This window comes from Streptomyces fuscichromogenes (genome assembly GCF_014645815.1).
Lineage (GTDB): Bacteria > Actinomycetota > Actinomycetes > Streptomycetales > Streptomycetaceae > Streptomyces > Streptomyces fuscichromogenes.
In genome coordinates this window covers 290,732-310,189 of sequence record NZ_BMML01000004.1, presented here as the reverse complement: position 1 = coordinate 310,189, position 19,458 = coordinate 290,732, and the positions used below count along the sequence as shown (strand labels likewise).

Annotated in this window: 18 protein-coding genes and 1 pseudogene; 13 read left to right on the top strand and 6 right to left on the bottom strand. The window is 72.8% G+C overall.

The genetic code is table 11. The annotated features are described in order from the left end of the window. Positions 1 to 8: 8 nt before the first annotated feature. Positions 9 to 1,022, bottom strand: a complete 1,014-nt coding sequence (locus tag IEZ11_RS10840; RefSeq protein ID WP_189262649.1) for a LacI family DNA-binding transcriptional regulator — start codon at positions 1,020 to 1,022, stop codon at positions 9 to 11. A gap of 218 nt (positions 1,023 to 1,240) precedes the next feature. On the opposite strand from IEZ11_RS10840, the gene IEZ11_RS10835 reads away from it, so the two are divergent. The 4 genes from IEZ11_RS10835 to IEZ11_RS10820 are packed head-to-tail and all read left to right on the top strand — an operon-like array spanning position 1,241 to position 5,524. After that, on the top strand, positions 1,241 to 2,191 hold the full coding sequence (locus IEZ11_RS10835) for a TIM barrel protein (RefSeq protein ID WP_189262452.1): 951 nt from the start codon (positions 1,241 to 1,243) through the stop codon (positions 2,189 to 2,191). A gap of 11 nt (positions 2,192 to 2,202) precedes the next feature. Next, positions 2,203 to 3,627, top strand: a complete 1,425-nt coding sequence (locus IEZ11_RS10830) for a sugar porter family MFS transporter (RefSeq protein WP_189262451.1) — start codon at positions 2,203 to 2,205, stop codon at positions 3,625 to 3,627. Between the two features lie 17 nt (positions 3,628 to 3,644). After that, positions 3,645 to 4,661 carry a Gfo/Idh/MocA family oxidoreductase gene (locus tag IEZ11_RS10825; RefSeq protein ID WP_189262450.1) on the top strand — a complete coding sequence of 339 codons (1,017 nt, stop codon included), beginning with the start codon at positions 3,645 to 3,647 and terminating at the stop codon, positions 4,659 to 4,661. Then, a complete protein-coding gene (locus IEZ11_RS10820; protein WP_189262449.1) occupies positions 4,658 to 5,524 on the top strand; it encodes a sugar phosphate isomerase/epimerase family protein in 867 nt (288 codons plus the stop codon). The genes IEZ11_RS10825 and IEZ11_RS10820 overlap by 4 nt, the downstream gene beginning before the upstream one ends. A gap of 115 nt (positions 5,525 to 5,639) precedes the next feature. On the opposite strand, the gene IEZ11_RS10815 is transcribed toward IEZ11_RS10820, so the two are convergent. Continuing rightward, entirely contained in the window at positions 5,640 to 7,751 is a 2,112-nt protein-coding gene (locus tag IEZ11_RS10815) for an AfsR/SARP family transcriptional regulator (protein ID WP_189262648.1), read from the bottom strand. A 72-nt stretch (positions 7,752 to 7,823) separates the two neighbouring features. Here IEZ11_RS10815 and IEZ11_RS10810 point away from each other — a divergent pair, with 72 nt between their 5' ends. Next, complete coding sequence (locus IEZ11_RS10810; RefSeq protein WP_189262448.1) at positions 7,824 to 8,699, top strand: alpha/beta fold hydrolase; 876 nt, start codon at positions 7,824 to 7,826, stop codon at positions 8,697 to 8,699. A 134-nt stretch (positions 8,700 to 8,833) separates the two neighbouring features. Here the strand turns inward: IEZ11_RS10810 and IEZ11_RS10805 are convergent, their stop codons facing one another. Next, on the bottom strand, positions 8,834 to 9,274 hold the full coding sequence (locus IEZ11_RS10805; RefSeq protein WP_189262447.1) for a DUF6299 family protein: 441 nt from the start codon (positions 9,272 to 9,274) through the stop codon (positions 8,834 to 8,836). Between the two features lie 276 nt (positions 9,275 to 9,550). Here IEZ11_RS10805 and IEZ11_RS10800 point away from each other — a divergent pair, with 276 nt between their 5' ends. The 6 genes from IEZ11_RS10800 (at position 9,551) to IEZ11_RS10775 (ending at position 14,280) form a co-directional block, all read left to right on the top strand. Continuing rightward, entirely contained in the window at positions 9,551 to 9,745 is a 195-nt protein-coding gene (locus IEZ11_RS10800) for a DUF5999 family protein (RefSeq protein WP_189262446.1), read from the top strand. Positions 9,746 to 9,877: 132 nt separating this feature from the next. Continuing rightward, complete coding sequence (locus tag IEZ11_RS10795; protein ID WP_189262445.1) at positions 9,878 to 10,690, top strand: PaaX family transcriptional regulator; 813 nt, start codon at positions 9,878 to 9,880, stop codon at positions 10,688 to 10,690. A 224-nt stretch (positions 10,691 to 10,914) separates the two neighbouring features. Beyond that, positions 10,915 to 11,466: an adenylyl-sulfate kinase gene (gene cysC / locus IEZ11_RS10790; protein WP_189262444.1), complete on the top strand. Its 552-nt coding sequence runs from the start codon at positions 10,915 to 10,917 to the stop codon at positions 11,464 to 11,466. Next, complete coding sequence (gene cysD / locus IEZ11_RS10785; RefSeq protein ID WP_189262443.1) at positions 11,463 to 12,365, top strand: sulfate adenylyltransferase subunit CysD; 903 nt, start codon at positions 11,463 to 11,465, stop codon at positions 12,363 to 12,365. Before cysC ends, cysD begins: the two co-directional genes overlap by 4 nt. Positions 12,366 to 12,367: 2 nt before the next feature. After that, positions 12,368 to 13,576 (top strand): sulfate adenylyltransferase subunit 1, encoded by a 1,209-nt coding sequence (locus tag IEZ11_RS10780; RefSeq protein WP_189262442.1) that lies wholly within the window; start codon positions 12,368 to 12,370, stop codon positions 13,574 to 13,576. A gap of 251 nt (positions 13,577 to 13,827) precedes the next feature. Beyond that, positions 13,828 to 14,280, top strand: a complete 453-nt coding sequence (locus IEZ11_RS10775) for an ATP-binding protein (RefSeq protein ID WP_189262441.1) — start codon at positions 13,828 to 13,830, stop codon at positions 14,278 to 14,280. On the opposite strand, the pseudogene IEZ11_RS10770 reads toward IEZ11_RS10775, so the two are convergent. The 3 genes and pseudogenes from IEZ11_RS10770 to IEZ11_RS10760 form a co-directional block, all read right to left on the bottom strand. After that, positions 14,240 to 14,806 (bottom strand): annotated as a pseudogene (locus IEZ11_RS10770) (APC family permease); the annotation flags it as partial. The gene IEZ11_RS10775 and the pseudogene IEZ11_RS10770 sit on opposite strands and share 41 nt — an antisense overlap. Positions 14,807 to 15,001: 195 nt before the next feature. Then, a complete protein-coding gene (gene argF, locus IEZ11_RS10765) occupies positions 15,002 to 16,009 on the bottom strand; it encodes an ornithine carbamoyltransferase (RefSeq protein ID WP_189262440.1) in 1,008 nt (335 codons plus the stop codon). A gap of 95 nt (positions 16,010 to 16,104) precedes the next feature. Next, on the bottom strand, positions 16,105 to 17,328 hold the full coding sequence (locus IEZ11_RS10760) for an arginine deiminase (RefSeq protein ID WP_189262439.1): 1,224 nt from the start codon (positions 17,326 to 17,328) through the stop codon (positions 16,105 to 16,107). Between the two features lie 144 nt (positions 17,329 to 17,472). On the opposite strand from IEZ11_RS10760, the gene IEZ11_RS10755 reads away from it, so the two are divergent. Continuing rightward, complete coding sequence (locus IEZ11_RS10755) at positions 17,473 to 18,543, top strand: SPFH domain-containing protein (RefSeq protein ID WP_189262438.1); 1,071 nt, start codon at positions 17,473 to 17,475, stop codon at positions 18,541 to 18,543. Then, positions 18,540 to 19,445 carry an NAD(+)/NADH kinase gene (locus IEZ11_RS10750; RefSeq protein ID WP_189262437.1) on the top strand — a complete coding sequence of 302 codons (906 nt, stop codon included), beginning with the start codon at positions 18,540 to 18,542 and terminating at the stop codon, positions 19,443 to 19,445. Before IEZ11_RS10755 ends, IEZ11_RS10750 begins: the two co-directional genes overlap by 4 nt. The last annotated feature ends 13 nt before the right edge of the window (positions 19,446 to 19,458 follow it).

Sequence of the window (19,458 nt, the reverse complement as noted above, 5' to 3'; positions counted from 1 at the left end):
GTCCGCGGTCACCGGACGAGCGGGCCGTCCCCCGCGGGGGGCGGCCCGCTCGTGCCGCGCACCACCAGTTTCGGGTCCAGCACCGCCTCCCGCGGCTCCAGTTGGGGCTCCTCCAGCCGCTCCACGGCGAACCGCACCGCGTACTCGGCCATCAGCCGCGCGTCCTGACGGACCGTGGTGAGGCCGATCGGCATGAGGTGGGAGAGATGACTGTCGTCGAAGCCGACCACCGAGACGTCCCTCGGGACCTCGACACCGCCCCGCGTCAGCGCCATCAACACACCCATCGCACAACGGTCGTTGCCCGCCAGCACCGCCGTCGGCAGCGGCAGCCCGCGCTCGCGTTCCGCGAGCAGCAGCCGTCCGGTCTCGATGCCGGACTGCTCGGTGTGCTCCCCCGGTATCACCCGGATCTCCGCCTCCAGCCCGTGCCGGCGCATCGCGGCCCGGTAGGAGCGCCGCCGCTCGGCCGATCCGGGACCCCGGCCGCCGTCGATGTGCACGATGCCGCGGTGCCCGAGCTCGACCAGGTGGTCCATGGCCTGCCGGACGCCCTTGCTCTCCGCGCTGTGCACGAAGTCCACCCGGGCCCGTGGCACCCGGCGGCTGACCGAGACGGTCACCGCACGCCGGCCGAGCTCGTCCAGATAGGCGGGCTCCGCGTCCGGGCCGAGCAGGATCAGCGCCTCGCAGCGGTGGCCGAGCAGCGCCTCCACCGCCTTCTCCTCGCTGCGGCCCTGGGCGGCGGCGGAGAGCAGCACGTCGTAGCCGAGCCGCTCGGCCTCCGGGTAGATGCCCTCGATGAGATCGGTGTGGAAGGTCTGGTGGACGGTGAACATCACGCCCAGGGTGCGGCTGCGGCCCCGGGCCAGCAGCCGGGCCGCACTGTCGGGGCGGTAGCCGATCTCGTCGGCGACCCGCAGCACCCGCTCGCGCGTCTCCCGGCTCGCACCGGGCTGGTTGCGGAACACGATCGACACCAGCGCCCGGGAGACCCCCGCCCTGTCGGCGACGTCGGCCATCGTCGGCCGCTGCCTGCCCGCTGCATCCACCTGCGCACCCACCCTTCGACGGAGCCCACCCTACGGCCCGGCCGCGGAAGCTCCCGGAAATCCCCCCGCAACAAGGTATTGACATGACATTCGGACAGGAGTCATCGTACTCGAACTAGAGCGCGCTAGTAGAGCGCGACAAAGGCCCGCCCGACGAGACCCGGTCCCCTCTCCCCGAAGGACACTCCATGGCAACGGCGCCATCCGCCCTCCGCACCACCGCCGGCAACCTGTGCCTGGGCTCGGCACCCGACTCCTGGGGCATCTGGTTCCCCGAGGACGAGCACCAGGTGCCGTACACCCGCTTCCTCGACGAGCTGGCGCAGGCCGGCTACGAGTGGCTCGAACTCGGCCCCTACGGCTACCTCCCCACCGACCCGCGGCGGCTGACCGAGGAGCTCGACGCCCGCGGGCTCAAGGTCTCCGGCGGCACCGCGTTCGGCGCGCTGCACCGCCCCGAGGCCTGGGACGAGATGCTCGCCCACGTCCGCCAGGTCGCCGCCCTGACCCAGGCCGCGGGCGCCCACCACGTGATCCTCATCCCGCCCATGTACCGGGACGAGAGGACCGGCGCGTTCACCGAGTCGCCCGAGCTGACCGCCGCGCAGTGGGCCGGCTTCGGCAAGGCCGCCGACCGGCTGGGCCGGCTCCTCCTCGACGAGTACGACGTACGGCTCGTCGTCCACCCGCACGCCGACAGCCACATCCAGACCCAGCCGGAGATCGAGCGGCTGCTCACCGAGTCCGACGGCCGGTACACCAACCTGTGCCTGGACACCGGACACGTGGCCTACGGCGGCGGTGACAACGTCGACCTGATCCGCCGCTTCGGCGAGCGCGTCGGCTACGTCCACATCAAGCAGATGGACCCGGAGATCCTCGCCCAGGTCGCGGCGGAGGACCTCGGCTTCGGCGAGGCCGTGCAGCGGGGCGTGTGCGTCTCGCCCCCGGCCGGGGTGCCGAACCCGGCCGACGTGGTGGCCGAACTGGCCGCGCTGGACGCCGAGCTGTTCGTGATCGTCGAGCAGGACCTGTACCCGTGCGCCCCCGAGGTGCCGCTGCCCATCGCCACCAGCACCCGCGCGTACCTGAACGGCTGCGGCCTGTCCGGTACCCGGCGCCCGGCCCTCGACCGGTGAGGGGGGCGGCCATGAACGTCAGGGACGACGCGCTCCGGGCCACCGCCCCCGTCACCGGCCTCCCCTCCCCGGCGGCCTCCCGCCGGCTCCGGCTCATCACGATCATCGCCACCTTCGGCGGACTGCTCTTCGGCTACGACACCGGCGTGATCAACGGTGCCCTGCCCTACATGAGCAAGGACCTCGGGCTGAACCCGGTCACCGAGGGCATGGTCACCAGCTCGCTGCTGCTGGGCGCCGCGCTCGGCGCGGTGGCCGGCGGCAGGCTGTCGGACGCGCGGGGCCGGCGCCGTACGATCCTCGCCCTCGCGGTGGTGTTCTTCGTGGGCGCGCTGGGCGCCACCCTCGCCCCGACCACCGCGGTGATGATCGTGGCGCGGTTCGTGCTCGGCCTCGCGGTCGGCGGCGCGTCGGTGACCGTGCCGGTGTACCTCGCGGAGATCTCGCCCGCCGAGCGGCGCGGCGCGCTGGTCACCCGCAACGAGCTCATGATCGTCAGCGGGCAGCTGCTGGCCTTCACCTCCAACGCGGTCATCGCGAAGGCGGGCAGCGAGTCCGGTGGCGTGTGGCGCTGGATGCTGGTGATCGCCACCGTCCCGGCCGTGGTGCTGTGGTTCGGCATGCTGGTGATGCCGGAGAGCCCCCGCTGGCTGGCCTCCAGGACCCGGTTCGGCGAGGCGCTGGAGGTCCTGAAGCAGGTACGGTCCGCGCAGCGCGCCGAGGCCGAGCTGGCCGAGGTGTCCGCGCTCGCGGTCCGGGAGGAGCAGGAGAAGCTCGGCGGCTGGCAGGACATGCGGTCCACCCCGTGGCTGCGCAGGCTGATGTCCGTGGGCTTCGGCATCGCGATCGTGCAGCAGATCACCGGCGTCAACACGATCATGTACTACGGCACCCGGATCCTCTCGGACGCCGGCTTCGCCTCGGACACCGCGCTGACCGCGAACATCGCCAACGGCGTGATCTCGGTCCTCGCCACCTTCGTCGGCATCTGGCTCCTCGGGCGCGTCGACCGCCGCCCCATGCTGATGACCGGCCAGCTCGGCACCACCCTGGCCCTGCTGTTGATCGGCGTCTTCTCCCTGGTGCTGCCCGCCGGGGACGGCCGGGCCTGTGCCGTGCTCGCCATGACGGTCACCTTCCTCGCCTTCCAGCAGGGCGCGATCTCCCCGGTGACCTGGCTGATGCTCTCCGAGATCTTCCCGATGCGGATGCGCGGCTTCGGGATGGGCGTCGCGGCCGTGGTGCTGTGGCTGACCAACTTCGTGATCGGCCTGGTCTTCCCGTCGCTGGTGTCCGGCATCGGGATCTCCGACACCTTCTTCCTCTTCGTCGTGGCGGGGATCCTCTCGCTCACCTTCGTCAAGCTCTACGTCCCCGAGACCAGGGGCCGCACCCTCGAAACCCTCGAAGCCGAACTCCGGGCGCGCTTCTCCTGACCCCTGAAGGGACGACCATGACCGTACGTGTAGGAGTCATCGGCGCCGGCTGGATCGGCACAGAGCACATCCAGCGCCTCACCCACACCATCACCGGGGCCCGCGTCACCGCGGTCACCGACATCGACCCGGCCCGCGCCGCCGAGGCCGCGGAGCCGGTCGGCGCCCGGGTGCTGCCCGACGGCGCGGCGGTGGTCGCGGCGGACGACGTGGACGCCGTCCTCGTCACCTCCTGGGGCCCCACCCACGCCGAGCACGTGCTGAACGCGATCGCCGCCGGGAAGCCGGTGTTCTGCGAGAAGCCCCTCGCGACGACCGCCGAGGACTGCCTGCGGATCGTCGAGGCGGAGCAGGCACACGGCCGCCGCCTGGTCCAGGTCGGGTTCATGCGCCGCTACGACAGCGGCTACCGGCAGCTGAAGGAGGTCATCGAGGCGGGGACGATCGGCGAGCCGCTGCTCGTGCACTGTGCCCACCGCAACCCGACCGTCCCCGAGTCGTACACCTCCGCGATGGCCGCGCTGGACACGGCGGTCCACGAGGTCGACGTACTGCGCTGGCTCCTCGACGACGAGATCGTCTCCACCCAGGTGATCACCCCGCGCGCCACCGGCAAGCGGTTCGGACACCTCAAGGACCCGCAGATCATGCTCTTCGAGACCGCCAAGGGCGTCCGCATCGACCTGGAGGTCTTCGTCAACTGCCGGTACGGCTACGACATCCAGTGCGAGGCCGTGGGCGAGGAGGGCCTGGTCCGGCTGCCCGACCCCGCCGCGGTGGGCGTCCGTACCGCGGGGCGGCACAGCACAGCGGTCCTCACGGACTGGGTGGGCCGCTTCAGGGACGCCTTCGACACCGAGTTCCGCGAGTGGATCGCCGGTGTCGCGGCGGGCGACGAACCCACCGGCCCCTCCGCCTGGGACGGCTACGCCGCCACCGTCATCACCGCCGCGACCGTCGAGGCCCTGGAGACCGGCGCCGTCGTCGCCACCGACCTCAAGCCCCGCCCGGCCCGCTACGGAGGCACCGCGTGAAGATCGCCCTCGACCCGTACATGTTCCGCGCCCTGCCGATCGACGACATGGTGCGCACGGTGGCCGAACTCGGCTACGAGTACATCGAGTTGTCGCCGCGCGACGACTTCATGCCGTTCTTCCTGCACCCGCGCGCGGACGGCGCGCGGATCGCGGAGCTGAAGAACTCCCTGCGCACGCACGGTGTCCAGCTGTCCTCCGTCCTTCCGCTGTACAAGTGGTCGTCCCCGGACGAGACGGAGCGGCAGGCGGCCGTCCGCTACTGGAAGCGGATGATCGAGATCACGGCCGACCTCGGATGCCCGCTGATGAACAGCGAGTTCAACGGGCGCCCGGAGCGCGCGGCGGAGAGCGAGGCGGCCTTCTGGCGTTCGCTGGAGGAACTCCTCCCGCTCTTCGAACGCGAGGGCATCGCCCTCAACCTGGAGGCGCACCCGGACGACTTCTGCGAGGAGAACGCCCCCGCGGTCGACCTGGTCCGCGCCATCGACAGGCCGTGGGTGAACTACCTGTACTGCGCGCCGCACTCCTTCCACCTCGCCGGCGCCGACCCCACGGCCGACATCGCGGCGATGATGCGCTACGCCGGTGACAGGCTGAAGCACGTGCACATCGCGGACTCCTTCAACCACAAGGGCTCCAGCGGGCTGCGCTACATCCTCAACCCGCCCGGCACCACCGCCCGGATCCACCAGCACCTGGACATCGGCCAGGGCGAGGTCGACTGGGACGCCTTCTTCGGCACCCTGCGCGCGCTGGACTTCGACGGTGTCGCCACCGCGTGCGTCTTCGCCTGGGAGGAACGGGCGCGCGAGTCCTCGGCGTTCATGCTGGACCGCATCACGAAGGAGCTGGCGGCGTAGCGCTGCGCGGGGAGGGCCGGGACATGCCGTCAGTCGACCGCGGCGTGGTCGTGGCCGGTCGCGCGGTTCCCCGCGCCCCTGCGGGACGCCGCCGAGCCGCAGACGACTTCGCGGGTCACGCTTGGCCGAGGGCCTCCTCCATCGTCGTCAGCCAGCCGTCGACCGGGCCGGCCGTCAGCAAGCCGCTGCTCGCGCCCGCGAGTTGGCCGGCGGCCGGGCGGAGTGCGGCTCGGCAGCGGTGCAGGGCCGGACGGTCGCCGAGGTCCAGGGCGACGGCCGCCGCGACGCACCACAGCGCCTCCTGCACGAGGTCGGCAGGAGGCTCGGGCAGCCCGCGCAGCGCGGCGCGGGCTGCCCTTCCGTCGTCGTCGGCGAGGGCGAGCGCGGGCCGGACCCAGGGGAGGTAGGGCCCCCAGTCGGCGCCCGGGTCGACGGCGTCCCGAATGCCGTACGGCCGCCTCGCCAGGCGGAGGCAGAGCAGCGCCAGGGGAAGCAGCCCGTCGCGCACCCCGGGCATACCGGACCCGTCGAGCATCCGGCCGACCTCACGGTAGGCGGCGCCGACCTCACGGTAGGCGGCCTCGACGGCATCGGCTCCTCCTGCAGCGTGCTGTGTCCCGCCGTGCTGTGTCCCGCCGTGCTCTGTCTCGCCGTGCTCTGTCCCGCCGTGCGTTGTCCCACCGTGCCTCGTATCGCCGTACCTTGTTCCGCCGTGTCCCGTCCCGTCCGTCGCCGCCAGCCGCAGCGCTCGGTAGCCTGCCGTGAACACCCTTGCCAGCGGGAGTTCATGACGGTCCGCCAGCCGGTCGGCCGCCGCCGCGTGGTCGTCGGCCGTCGTGAAGTCGGCGAGCGCCGCGCGTGACTGTGTCCTGATCAGGTGGCCGAGCACCTCGTAGGTGACGAGACCGTGCCGGGCCGCGAGGGCGACCAGTTCGGCGCCCAGGGCGTCGCGGCGCGGGGCGAGGCCGGGCCGGGTGCAGGACCGCATGAAGACGCCGTTGAGGGCGAAGGCGAGCAGGGCGGGGTCGTCGAGACGGCGGGCCAGGCGTTCCGCCTCGGCGGCGGCCGCATCGGCACGGTCGGACCTGGTGCCGCGTGACTCCAGGGCGACGGTGGCGAGCAGCCGGCAGCGGGCCGTGTCCTGGGCCGGGGTGGCGGGGAGGCGGGCCAGCGTCCGTTCGGCGGCCTCGACAATGCGGCGGGCCCCCGCCGGGTCGTCGGACCGGGTCCAGATCGCGGGGACGTCGTAGGCGCCGATCACCCGGGCGGTGAGTTCCGGGTCGCCGGACTCCTCGGCCGCCGTGATCGCCGCGAGCCGGTGTTCGCGGGCGGCGGCCAGCCCGCCGGAGCCGGTCACCGCGAGGGTGCGCAGCAGTCCGACGGTCGATTCCAGCCGGGCCTGTGCACCGGCGGCGACGGTACGGTCGTACGCCTCGGCGACCCGGGACCAGACCCGGGCGGCCGCCCCGCGTTCGGCGTCCAGGCCCGGGTCCTGCGCGAGCACGTCGGCCTCCAGCCGGCGCAGCGCCCGGCCCGGGTCGACGCCCAGCTGTCCGGCGAGGGTCGCGCGGGCCCGGCGCAGCACCGCGAGGGCGTCGCCCTGCCGGCCGGTCCGGTAGAGGGCGAGCGCCAGCAGCCGCCAGGCCTCCTCGCGCCACGGGTGCCCGGCGAGGTGCGCGTCCAGATCGGGCACCGCCTCGGCCGCCCGGCCCGCCGCCAGCAACGCCTCGGCCCGTTGCTCCACGGCCCGCAGCCGCAGCTCGGCGAGCCGGGCCCGCTCGCCCCGGCACCACTCCTCGTCCGCGAAGTCGGCGTAGGCCGGCCCCCGCCACAGCTCCAGCGCCTCCCCCAGCAGCCGCGCGGCCTGCCCGGACTCCTGCTGCCCGGCGGCCGCCACGGCCCGTTCGAACCGCCAGGCGTCGACCGCTTCCGCGCGCAGGGCGTAGCCGGGGCCGTCGGTGACCAGCAGCCGGGCCGGGGCGCGGGGCGGCCGGTCGGGTTCGAGGGCCCGCCGCAGATCGCCCACGAAGGTGCGGACGGCGCCGACAGCGGCGGGCGGCGGCTCCTCCCAGAGGTCGGCGACCAGCCGGGCGACGGGCACCACGCGTCCACGGGCGACGATCAGCCGGGCCAGCACGGCGCGGTGCCGGGGACCCTTCAGCGCGAGCGGGAGACCTGCCCGCTCGGCCGTCACGGGTCCGAGCACCCCGAAGGCGACCTGGCCGATCCTCACCCGCCCACCGTACGTGCCGCACGCGCCGCTGATCGGCTGCTGATCCGGGCACGGGAGCCTCGGCGCATGAACATCCCCGGTTTTCAGCAGCACCGCGTCCCGGTCGCCGACGGCGTCGCCCTGCACACGTCCGTCGGCGGCACCGGCAGCCCGGTCGTCCTGCTGCACGGTTTTCCCCAGACCCACCTGATGTGGCGGCACGTGGCCGCCGGCCTCGCCGCGGACGGGCACACCGTGATCTGCCCCGACCTGCGCGGCTACGGCGCCAGCGACAAGCCGGCCGACCCGGACGGGACGTCGTACGCGAAGCGGACCATGGCCGCCGACGTCGTGGCGCTCGCGCGGGCGCTCGGTCACGAGAGCTTCGCGCTGGCCGGGCACGACCGGGGCGCGCTGGTCGCCTTCCGGGCCGGCCTCGACCACCCGGACGCGGTCACGCACCTCGCGCTGCTGGACGTCCTGCCCACCCTGGACATGTGGGAGGTGCTGCACGGGGCCACCGCCGCCGTCGCCTTCCATCTGTACCTGATGGCCCAGCCGCCGGGTCTGCCGGAGGAGTTGATCGGCGCGGCGCCGGACCTGTTCTTCGGCCACTTCCTCGACCTGTGGACCCGCGACCCCGCGGCCGTCCCGGCCGGGGTCCGTGCCGCCTATCTCGCGGCCTGCCGGGAGGCGGTGCCCTCGATCGTGGCCGACTACCGTGCCTCGGCCGGTGTCGACGCCGAGCACGACCTGACGGACCGGGCCGCCGGGAACGTCCTGCGGATGCCGGTCACCGTGCTCCAGCAGGACTGGGGTGCCGCCCTCGGCTACGACGCGGCGGCGCTGTGGCGTGCCTGGGCCCCGGACCTGGAGCACCGCACGGTGGACTGCGGGCACTTCATGGCGGAGGAGGCGCCGGACGAGGTCACCGGCGCGCTCCGGAAGCTGCTCACCCGCTGACCGGCACCGACGGCACCGGGCCCACGCCACACCGGGCCCCGGTCGCACCGGGCCCACGCCACACCGGGCCCCGGTCGCACCGGGGCCAGGCCGCACCAGGCCCGGCCGCACCAGGCCCGGTGCCCGCGTCCGGGTCAGGCCCGGGTGAGGGTGATGTCCTGTTGGTCGACGGCGTGGAAGGACGGCAGCGGCAGGCCGCCCGAGGGGCTCAGCTCGGTGATCGTGGCCTCGACGTGGGCCGCGCCGGGCGCCAGCTTCTCCGAGGTGACCTTCCCGGTGTTCTCCCAGCGGTGCTCGGCGCCGTCGCACACGGCCTGGGTGCCGCCGATGCCGTGCCGGTGGTTCGGGGAGTCCTGGCTGAGCGAGGAGCTGATGAACACCGGCCCCGTGCCTCCGGCACAGGTGTAGGTGCCGGACAGGGTGACGGTGCCGTCGGGGGCGAGCCGGCCGGTGGGGTCGACGGTGACGGACTCGCCGGGCCCGGCGGTCGCGGGCGCGGCGGTCGCCGGGGCGACGGCGGCGCACAGCAGGGCCGCGGAACACAGGGCCGCGGCGAGGAGGGGGCGTACGGGCATGGCTTCCTTCCCGGAACGTGAGGTGGGGGTATGCCCTGGATACCGGGCGGCCGGGCCCGCGGGCGTGATCGTCACCCCTTCGGTGGCGCGTCCCGCCGCGCCGGGACTGCCGCCCGGCCCCGTCCCGGAGCCGCGGCGACCGTCGTGGCCGCGTCCGGGAGTTGTCCGCGTGTTGTCACAGGTCGCGGCATGGGGTTCCCGGGCGTTCACGGGAGGAGCATGGTCTGGACATGCCGGTCGGCGACCGTGCCGGAGGCAGCCCCGTGGAGGTGCGCCATGTGTTCCCACCAGTCCCCCAGCGCGACGGCCGACCGCGGCCTGGCGCACATCGTCGCCGCCCACCCCGAGCAGGGCTGGACCCTGCTGTGCGACGGGGCGATCGTCTTCGACGACACGGGCGAGCTGCACGCCGACGGCAGCGTGGTCCCGCCGCACCGCGGCCCGGCCGACCGGCTCGCCGTCGCCGCCTGAACCGACACCGGGCCCAGGTACCGGCCACCGGTCACCGGTCACCGGCAGCGGGCCCCCGCGGCGGGCGTCGGAATCCTGACTCACGTTCAGCCGCGCACCGAAGGTGACCAGCAGCGATGCCGGGGACCTAAAATGATCAACGTGCCCGAGCAACACGCCCCGAGGTCCCTGATCGTCACGCTCTACGGCGCGTACGGCCGCTTCCTGCCCGGCCCGGTGCCCGTCGCCGAGCTGATCCGGCTGCTGGCCGCCGTGGGCGTGGACGCCCCCTCCGTACGCTCGTCGGTGTCCCGGCTGAAACGGCGCGGGCTGCTGGTGCCGGCCCGTACCGCTCAGGGCGCCGCCGGATACGAACTCTCCGCGGAGGCACGGCAGTTGCTCGATGACGGTGACCGCCGGGTGTACGCGGACGCACCGCCGGAGGACGAGGGCTGGGTGCTCGCGGTGTTCTCGGTGCCCGAGTCGGAGCGGCAGAAGCGGCACGTGCTGCGCTCCCGACTGGCCGGACTCGGCTTCGGCACCGCCGCGCCGGGCGTGTGGATCGCCCCCGCCCCGCTGTTCGAGGAGACCCGGCACACCCTCAGCCGGCTCGGCCTCGACCCGTACGTGGACTTCTTCCGGGGGGACCACCTGGGCTTCGCGCCCACCACCGAGGCGGTCGCCCGCTGGTGGGACCTGACGGCGATCGCCAAGGCGCACGAACAGTTCCTCGACGCCCACGAGCCGGTACTGCGCGGCTGGGAACACCGCGCGGACACCCCGGCCGAGGACGCCTACCGCGACTATCTGTGCGCCCTCGACTCCTGGCGCCATCTGCCGTACACCGACCCCGGGCTGCCGACGAGCCTGCTGCCCGCCGACTGGCCGGGCACCCGCTCGGCGGCCGTCTTCCGCGCACTGCACGAACGGCTGCGGGAGGCCGGGGGCACCTTCGTCGGTCTGTGAGCGGCGCCGCGGAACGGCTCCGTGAAGCGGCCCCGGGAAACGGACTGTGAACAGGCCGGCGGCCCTCTGTGAAATGTTCATTGCAGGAGTCTGTGACCTCTTGCGTACCAGGAGTCACTCAGTTAAACCTCAGGTTCCTTAACCACTCCTCTCAGACTTCTTACCTACTCTTCGACGGGTCGTTCGCGAGTTTGACGAGTAGGTAAGGAAGAGGTCTGTTGCGCATGACCACCACGCCAAGGGCTCAGGGAGCCACGGTCTGGCTGACGGGACTGCCGAGCGCGGGCAAGACGACGATCGCGCGCCTCCTCGGCGACCGGCTCAAGGCCGAGGGACATCGCGTGGAGGTTCTCGACGGCGACGAGATACGCCGTTTCCTCTCGGCCGGCCTCGGTTTCTCCCGGGCGGACCGCAACACCAACGTGCAGCGCATCGGCCTGGTCTCCGAGGTGCTCGCGCGCAACGGCGTGCTCTCCGTCGTCCCCGTCATCGCCCCCTACGCCGACAGCCGCGAGGCGGTGCGGGCACGGCACGAGAAGAGCGGGACACCGTATCTGGAAGTACACGTGGCGACCCCGGTCGAGGTGTGCAGCGAGCGGGACGTGAAGGGTCTGTACGCCAGGCAGGCCGCGGGTGAGCTGACCGGGCTGACCGGCGTCGACGACCCCTACGAGCCGCCCGCCGACCCGGCGCTGGTGCTGCCCACCCAGGAGCAGACCCCGCAGCAGTCCGCCGACGCGGTGCACGCGCTGCTGGTGGAGCGGGGGCTGGCATGAGCACCTTCACGCTGTCCCACCTGGACGCGCTGGAGTCCGAGGCGGTCCACATCTTCCGCGAGGTGGCGGGCGAGTTCGAACGACCGGTGATCCTGTTCTCCGGCGGCAAGGACTCCATCGTCATGCTGCACCTCGCGCTGAAGGCGTTCGCCCCCGCGGCGATCCCCTTCTCCCTCCTGCACGTGGACACCGGACACAACTTCCCCGAGGTCCTGGAGTACCGCGACCGTGTGGTGACCGCACATGGCCTGCGCCTCCATGTGGCCTCCGTACAGGACTACATCGACCGCGGTGTGCTGCGCGAACGCCCCGACGGCACCCGCAACCCCCTCCAGACCGTGCCGCTCACCGAGAAGATCCAGAGCGAGAAGTTCGACGCCGTCTTCGGCGGCGGCCGCCGCGACGAGGAGAAGGCCCGCGCCAAGGAGCGGGTGTTCTCGCTGCGCGACGAGTTCTCGCAGTGGGACCCGCGCCGCCAGCGCCCCGAACTGTGGAACCTCTACAACGGCCGGCACGCCCCCGGCGAGCACGTCCGCGTCTTCCCCCTGTCCAACTGGACCGAGCTGGACGTCTGGCAGTACATCGCCCGCGAGGACATCGACCTCCCGCAGATCTACTTCGCCCATCACCGCGAGGTGTTCCAGCGGGGCGGGATGTGGCTGACCGCCGGCGAGTGGGGCGGCCCCAGGGACGGCGAGAGCGTGGCGAAGCGCCAGGTGCGCTACCGGACCGTCGGCGACATGTCCTGCACCGGCGCGGTCGACTCCGACGCCGACAGCATCGAGAAGGTGATCGCCGAGATCGCCGCCTCCCGGCTCACCGAACGCGGCGCCACCCGGGCCGACGACAAGCTCTCCGAGGCCGCGATGGAAGACCGCAAGCGCGAGGGGTACTTCTAACCATGAGCACGACCATCGACACCCTGCGGTTCGCGACCGCGGGCTCCGTCGACGACGGCAAGTCCACCCTCGTCGGACGGCTCCTGCACGACTCCAAGTCGGTCCTCGCCGACCAGCTGGAGGCCGTCGAGCAGGCATCCCTCAGCCGCGGCAAGGACGCCCCCGACCTGGCCCTGCTCACCGACGGCCTGCGCGCCGAGCGCGAGCAGGGCATCACCATCGACGTGGCCTACCGCTACTTCGCCACGGCCAGGCGGCGGTTCATCCTCGCCGACACCCCGGGCCATGTGCAGTACACCCGGAACATGGTCACCGGCGCCTCCACCGCCGAACTGGCGATCATCCTGGTCGACGCCCGCAACGGGGTCGTCGAGCAGACCCGGCGGCACGCGGCGGTGGCCGCCCTGCTGCGCGTCCCGCACGTCGTCCTCGCCGTCAACAAGATGGACCTGGTCGGCTACGAGCGGGCCGGGTTCGAGCGGATCGTCGCCGACTTCACCGCCCAGACCGCCGAGCTGGGGCTCCCCGAGGTCACCGCGATCCCGGTGTCGGCGCTGGTGGGCGACAACGTCGTGGACCGTTCCACGCACATGGACTGGTACGGCGGCCCGGCGCTCCTGGAGTTCCTGGAGAGCGTCCCGGTGGCCGCGGACCCGGCCGACGCGCCGGCCCGCTTCCCGGTCCAGTACGTCATCCGGCACGGTGACATCCGGCACTACGCGGGCCAGCTGGTCTCCGGCTCGCTGCGGGTCGGCGACCGGGTCACCGTGCACCCGTCCGGGGAGACCTCCGAGATCACGGCGATCGACGTGCTCGGCACCGAGGTCCGAGCGGCGCATGCCCCGCAGTCCATCGGGGTGCGGCTGGCCGACCAGCGGGACGTCTCGCGCGGCGACATGATCACCGCGGGGCCGGAGGCGCCCGTGCTCACCCAGGACGTGACGGCGGCCGTCTGCCATCTGGCCGACCGGCCGCTCAGGGTCGGCGACCGGGTGCTGCTCAGGCACGCCACCCGGACCGTCAAGGCGATCGTCCGGGACCTGGCGGGCGCCGCCCGGCTGACCGCCAACGACCTGGGCCGGATCACCCTGCGCAGCGCCGAGCCGCTGCCGCTGGACGCCTACGCGGTCTCCCGCCGTACCGGCGCGTTCATCCTGATCGACCCGGCGGACGGCGCGACGCTGACCGCGGGGATGGTCGAGTTCGGCTGATCCCCACCCGCACCGAAGGAGCCCCCGGCACGTGCCGGGGGCTCCTTCGCGTGCCCGACGGACGGTCACAAGGTCACGGCGTGTCAATAAGGCGGTAACAGTGCGGGCGCGCGTGCGAAACGGCCCACCGACCGGGGTAAGCAGCCCGTTACCGGGACGAAGGTCCGGCCCGGGACCCGCCGACGGGTTCCGGCCCGGGACCCGTACCATTCCTACAGTTGAAAGCAGGACAAGCAGTGATCGCCTGCGCCATGAACGGAATCGCCGTGTACGAACCACCCTCCTCCGCCGCCTCCTGGCGTATCGCGCTGCCGCACACCGTCGCGGCCGTGCCGGTCGCCCGTGCCCTGGTGCGCTCGGCGATGGAGGAGACGGACCACCCGGCGGACACCGACACCGCCGAACTGCTCACGGCGGAACTGGTCGCCAACGCGGTGGAGCACACCGCGGGCAAGGGGCCGATAGAGCTGGTCGTCGAGCTGCTGCCGGGGGGCTGCAAGGTCGAGGTGCACGACCCGGATCCGGCGCCGCCCGGTCATCTCACCCGTCCGGTGATCGAGGAGCCCGACCCCATGCAGGAGGGCGGGCGGGGCCTGCTGCTGATCCGCGCCCTCAGCTCGTCCTGCGGACACCGCCCGACCGAGTCCGGCAAGGCGGTGTGGTTCAGGCTTCCTGTGGTACCGCGTCAGTGGCGCCCGGCGTAGTCACGGCAGCGGTGGCCGGCGTGGAGTTCCGGCGCCCGCAGCCGACGCAGACCAGCAGGCCCACGGCCAGGAAGACGGCGAACTGGATGCAGGTCGTCCACCCGGTCTCGTACCTGAGGTAGAGGCAGAAACCGACGCCCAGCAGGGGGACCACCGGGTAGAGCGGTACCCGGAAGGCGCGGGCGAGGGCCGGTTCGCGACGGCGCAGGGCGATCACCGCGATGTTCACCACGGCCATGATCGCGAGAGTGCCGACGGTGCACAGGTTCATCACCGCGTCCAGCGAGGCGAAGGCCGCCGGGAGCGCGAGGACAGCCGCGACGATCAGGGGGCCGGCCACCGGGGTGGCGGTCCTCGGGGAGACCTTCTCGAAGACGCGCGGGATCAGTCCGTCCCGGGACATGGACATGAGGACGACCGAGGCGATGGCGACGACCGCGCCGAAGGCGATCACGCCGCCGCCGATCGCCGACAGCGCGACCGCGCAGTACGGCAGGGTGCCGACGGCCATGCAGACGAGGATCGCGCGGCGGAGGCCGGGGCCCGCGAGGTCGGCGCCGGATTCGGCGACCAGCAGGTGCGGGGACTTGGAGCGAAGTATGCGGGTGGTGCTCGTATCTGGTGGTGCGGGTGCGATCCGGGTCCGGTCGCGGTGTCGGCCGCGGCGCGGCGTGGGGTGGGGTGGCGTGGGGTGGGGTGGTGTCGGGCCGCCGGAAGGAAATCAGGCGAGGGTGGCCACCAGGACCGCCTTGATGGTGTGCATCCTGTTCTCGGCCTCGTCGAAGACGACCGAGTGCTCGGACTCGAACACCTCGTCGGTGACCTCCAGCTCGGTCAGCCCGTGCCGCTCGTGGATCTCGCGGCCGACGACGGTGCCGAGGTCGTGGAAGGCCGGCAGGCAGTGCAGGAACTTGACGTCGGCGTTGCCGGTGGCGCGCAGCACGTCCATGGTGACGGCGTAGGGGCCGAGCAGCGCGATGCGCTCGTCCCAGACCTCCTTGGGCTCGCCCATCGACACCCAGACGTCGGTGGCGACGAAGTCGGCGCCCCGCACCCCCTCCTTCACGTCCTCGGTGAGCGTGATCCGGGCGCCGGACGCGCCGGCGAGCTGCTGGGCCAGCTCGACGATGGTGTCGTCCGGCCACAGCAGCCGGGGCGCGACGATCCGGACGTCCATGCCGAGCAGGGCGCCGGTGACCAGGTAGGAGTTGCCCATGTTGTAGCGGGCGTCGCCGAGGTAGGCGAAGGCGATGGCGTCGAGCGGCTTGTCGCTGTGCTCGGTCATGGTGAGCACGTCGGCGAGCATCTGGGTGGGGTGCCACTCGTCGGTGAGGCCGTTGTACACGGGCACCCCGGCGAACGCGGCCAGTTCCTCGACGACGCCCTGGCCGTGCCCGCGGTACTCGATCGCGTCGTACATCCGGCCGAGGACCCGGGCGGTGTCCTTCACCGACTCCTTGTGGCCGAGCTGGGAGCCGGCCGGGTCGAGGTAGGTGGTGGCGGCGCCCTGGTCCGCGGCGGCGACCTCGAAGGCGCAGCGGGTGCGGGTGGAGGTCTTCTCGAAGACCAGCGCGATGTTCCTGCCCCGCAGGTACTGCGGCTCGGCCCCGGCCTTCTTGGCCGCCTTCAGCTCGGCGGCCAGCTCGACCAGCCCGCGGAACTCCTCCTGGGTGAAGTCCAGCTCCTTGAGGAAGTGGCGGCCGGCGAGGGCGGTCGGGACAGTCGCCATGAGGGCGCTCCAGCGGTAGGGATCAGCTTCGGGGACTTTGGAAGTCTATACGATGCTCCACATTTCTATACAGCCAGATGAATCACACCCGATGATCACACCGCGTCCCGCTCCACCGGGCAGCTCATGCACCGCGGGCCGCCCCTTCCCCGCCCCAGTTCGCTGCCCGGGATCTCGATCACCTCGATGCCCTGTCGGCGCAGATGGGTGTTGGTGGTGGCGTTGCGCTCGTAGGCGACGACGACACCGGGTTCGACGGCGAGGACGTTGCAGCCGTCGTCCCACTGTTCGCGCTCGGCCGCGTGCACGTCCTGGGTGGCGGTCAGGACCCGGATCTCACTGAGGCCGAGGGCGGCGGCGATCGCCCGGTGCATGTGCTCCGGCGGATGGTCGGTGACCTTGAGCTCCTTCTCGCCGGTGCCCGGTTCGATGGTGTACGAGCGGAGCATGCCGAGCCCGGCGTACTGGGTGAAGGTGCCGCCGTCGACCATCGTCATCACGGTGTCGAGATGCATGAAGGCGCGCCGCTTCGGCATGTCCAGGGCGACGATGGTCTGCGCCGAGCCGGCCTCGAACAGCTTGTGCGCGAGCATCTCGACGGCCTGCGGGGTGGTGCGCTCGCTCATGCCGATCAGGACCGCGCCGTTGCCGATCACCAGGACGTCGCCGCCCTCGATGGTGGAGGGGTAGGCGGCCTGCCCCTCGGACCACACGTGGAACGTCTCGCCGCGGAACAGCGGGTGGTGCCGGTAGATCGCCTCGAAGTGCACGGTCTCGCGCTGCCGGGCGGGCCAGCGCATGGCGTTGATGGAGACCCCGTCGTAGACCCAGGCGGAGGTGTCACGGGTGAAGAGGTGGTTGGGGAGCGGTTCGAGGAGGAAGTCGTCGAGGTCCATGACATGGAAGCGGACCGAGGTGGGCTCCTCGTGCGCGGCCAGGAACTCCCGCTTGGTCATACCGCCGACCAGTGCCTCGGCCAGCTCGCGCGCGGGCAGCGCCTCGAAGGCGGTGCGCAGGTGGTCGGTGGCGAGCGGGCCGTACTCCTTCTCGTCGAAGACACGGTCCAGGACGAGGGTGCGGGCGGCCGGGACACCCAGCACCTCTTCGAGCAGGTCGCCGAAGAGATGGACGGCGACCCCGCGGTCGCGCAGCACGTCGGCGAACCCGTCGTGCTCGGCCCGCGCCCGGCGCACCCAGAGGACGTCGTCGAAGAGAAGGGCGTCCTTGTTGCTGGGGGTGAGCCTTTTGAGCTCCAGATCCGGCCGGTGCAGGATGACGCGGCGCAGCCGCCCGGCCTCGGAGTCGACATGGAATCCCATGCCTCCATCCTGACCATCGCGGACCGCCTTCACCCCCCGCTCGGCCGATTCTTGTTCTGACCACCTCTTCTTCTCGTCCTCTTGACGACAATCAGACTCCGGGATTATGGTCATCATGACACTAAAGACGAGGGGGCGGATTCGATGGCCGACATCACCCGGCGTCTGGGCTGGCGCCATCTGCGCGGGGCTCCGACGGCGTACGTCAGACACCACCGGGGCGGGCAGCTGCTGCACGACGGGCCGGGGCTCAGCTTCTGGTTCCGCGCGCTCACCGCGGCGATCTCCGAGGTACCGGTCGACGACCGCGAGCTGGCGATGACCTTCCATGCCCGTACGGCCGACTTCCAGGACGTGGCGGTGCAGGCGACGGTCACCTATCGCATCGGGGACCCGACGGTGGCGGCCGCCCGCCTCGACTTCTCGATCGACCCGGACACGGGTGTCTGGCGTGGCACCCCGCTGGAACAGCTGGGCACGCTGCTCACCGAGACGGCCCAGCAGCACGCGCTGGACGTGCTGGCCGGCACCCCGCTGTCGGAGGCGCTGGTCGACGGGACCGCCGCGGTCCGGGAGCGGGTCGCGGCCGGGCTCGGTGCGGAGCCCCGCCTTCCCGCGACCGGCATCGAGGTGGTGGCCGTCCGGGTGATGGCACTGCGGCCGGAGCCCGAGGTGGAGCGGGCGCTGCGCACCCCGGCCCGCGAGCAGATCCAGCAGGAGGCCGACCGGGCGACCTACGAGCGGCGTGCGGTGGCCGTCGAGCGGGAGCGCGCGATCGCCGAGAACGAACTGGCCAGCCAGATCGAACTCGCGCGCCGCGAGGAGCAGTTGGTCGACCAGCGGGGCACCAACGCGCGCCGGGAGGCCGAGGAGCACGCGGCGGCGGACGCGGTGCGCGCGGCGGCGGAGGCGGCACGCACGGTACGGCTGGCGGAGGCGGAGGCGGCCCGGTCGGTGAAGCTGGGCGAGGCGGAGGCGGCCCGGTCGGTCACGCTCGCGCGGGCCGAGGCCGCGGGAGCGCGGGAGGTCGGCGAGGCGCGGGCCGCGGCGCAGGCGGCCTGGCTGCGGGTGCACGGCGAGGTGGACGTGGCCACGCTGCACGCCCTCACCGGCACCCGGCTCGCGGAGAACCTGCCGCGCATCGACAGCGTGACCGTGTCGCCGGACGTGCTGACGGGGCTGCTCGCCAGGCTGGGTGCCGGGGAGCGGGAGTGAGTCTCGCGCCGCGGGCCGTGCTCGTGCACCGGACCACCGAGTACGAGGAGTTGGTGGCCCGGCACGGCACGCACGGCCAGGCCGCCTTCTTCCTCGCCTCCCGGGGCCGGGACATGGCCGAGGTCGCCGAGCGGCACCGGCGCGGCCGGCGGGCGCTCGCCGAGGTGACCGCGGCGGTGCCGCTGACCTGGCGCCAGGCCCGGGTGGAGCGGGCCGACCTGGACCGCTTCCTGTTCGCGCCCGAGGACGTGGTCGTGGTGGTCGGCCAGGACGGGCTGGTGGCGAACGTGGCCAAGTACCTCGACGGTCAGCCGGTGATCGGGATCGACACCGACCCGGGCCGCAACCCGGGGGTCCTGGTACGGCACCGGCCGGAGCGGGCGGCCGTACTGCTGGCGTCGGCCGCGGGCGCCGCCGCGGCCACGGGTGCCGAGGAGCTGACGATGGTCGAGGCGGTCGCCGACGACACGCAGCGGCTCGTGGCGCTCAACGAGATCTACCTGGGTACCGCCGGTCATCAGACCGCCCGATACCGCCTGGGCCTCGAGAACGACGGGGGTGTCGTCGAGGCCCAGGCCTCCTCCGGGGTGCTGGTGGGCACCGGCACCGGGGCCACCGGCTGGCTGCGCTCGGTGTGGCAGGAGCGCGGCGCCCGGCTGCCGCTGCCCGCCCCCACGGAGGACCGCCTCCTCTGGTTCGTCCGGGAGGCCTGGCCCTCGCCGGCGACCGGGACCTCCCTGGTCGCCGGCGAGCTGACGGCCTCGGCGGCACTGACCCTCACGGTCGAGTCGGACCGCCTGATCGTCTTCGGCGACGGCATCGAGACCGACGCCCTGGAACTCACCTGGGGTCAGACGGTCCGAGTGGGGGCGTGCGCGCGACGGCTGCGGCTGGTCGGCTGACCGGCCGGCCGCG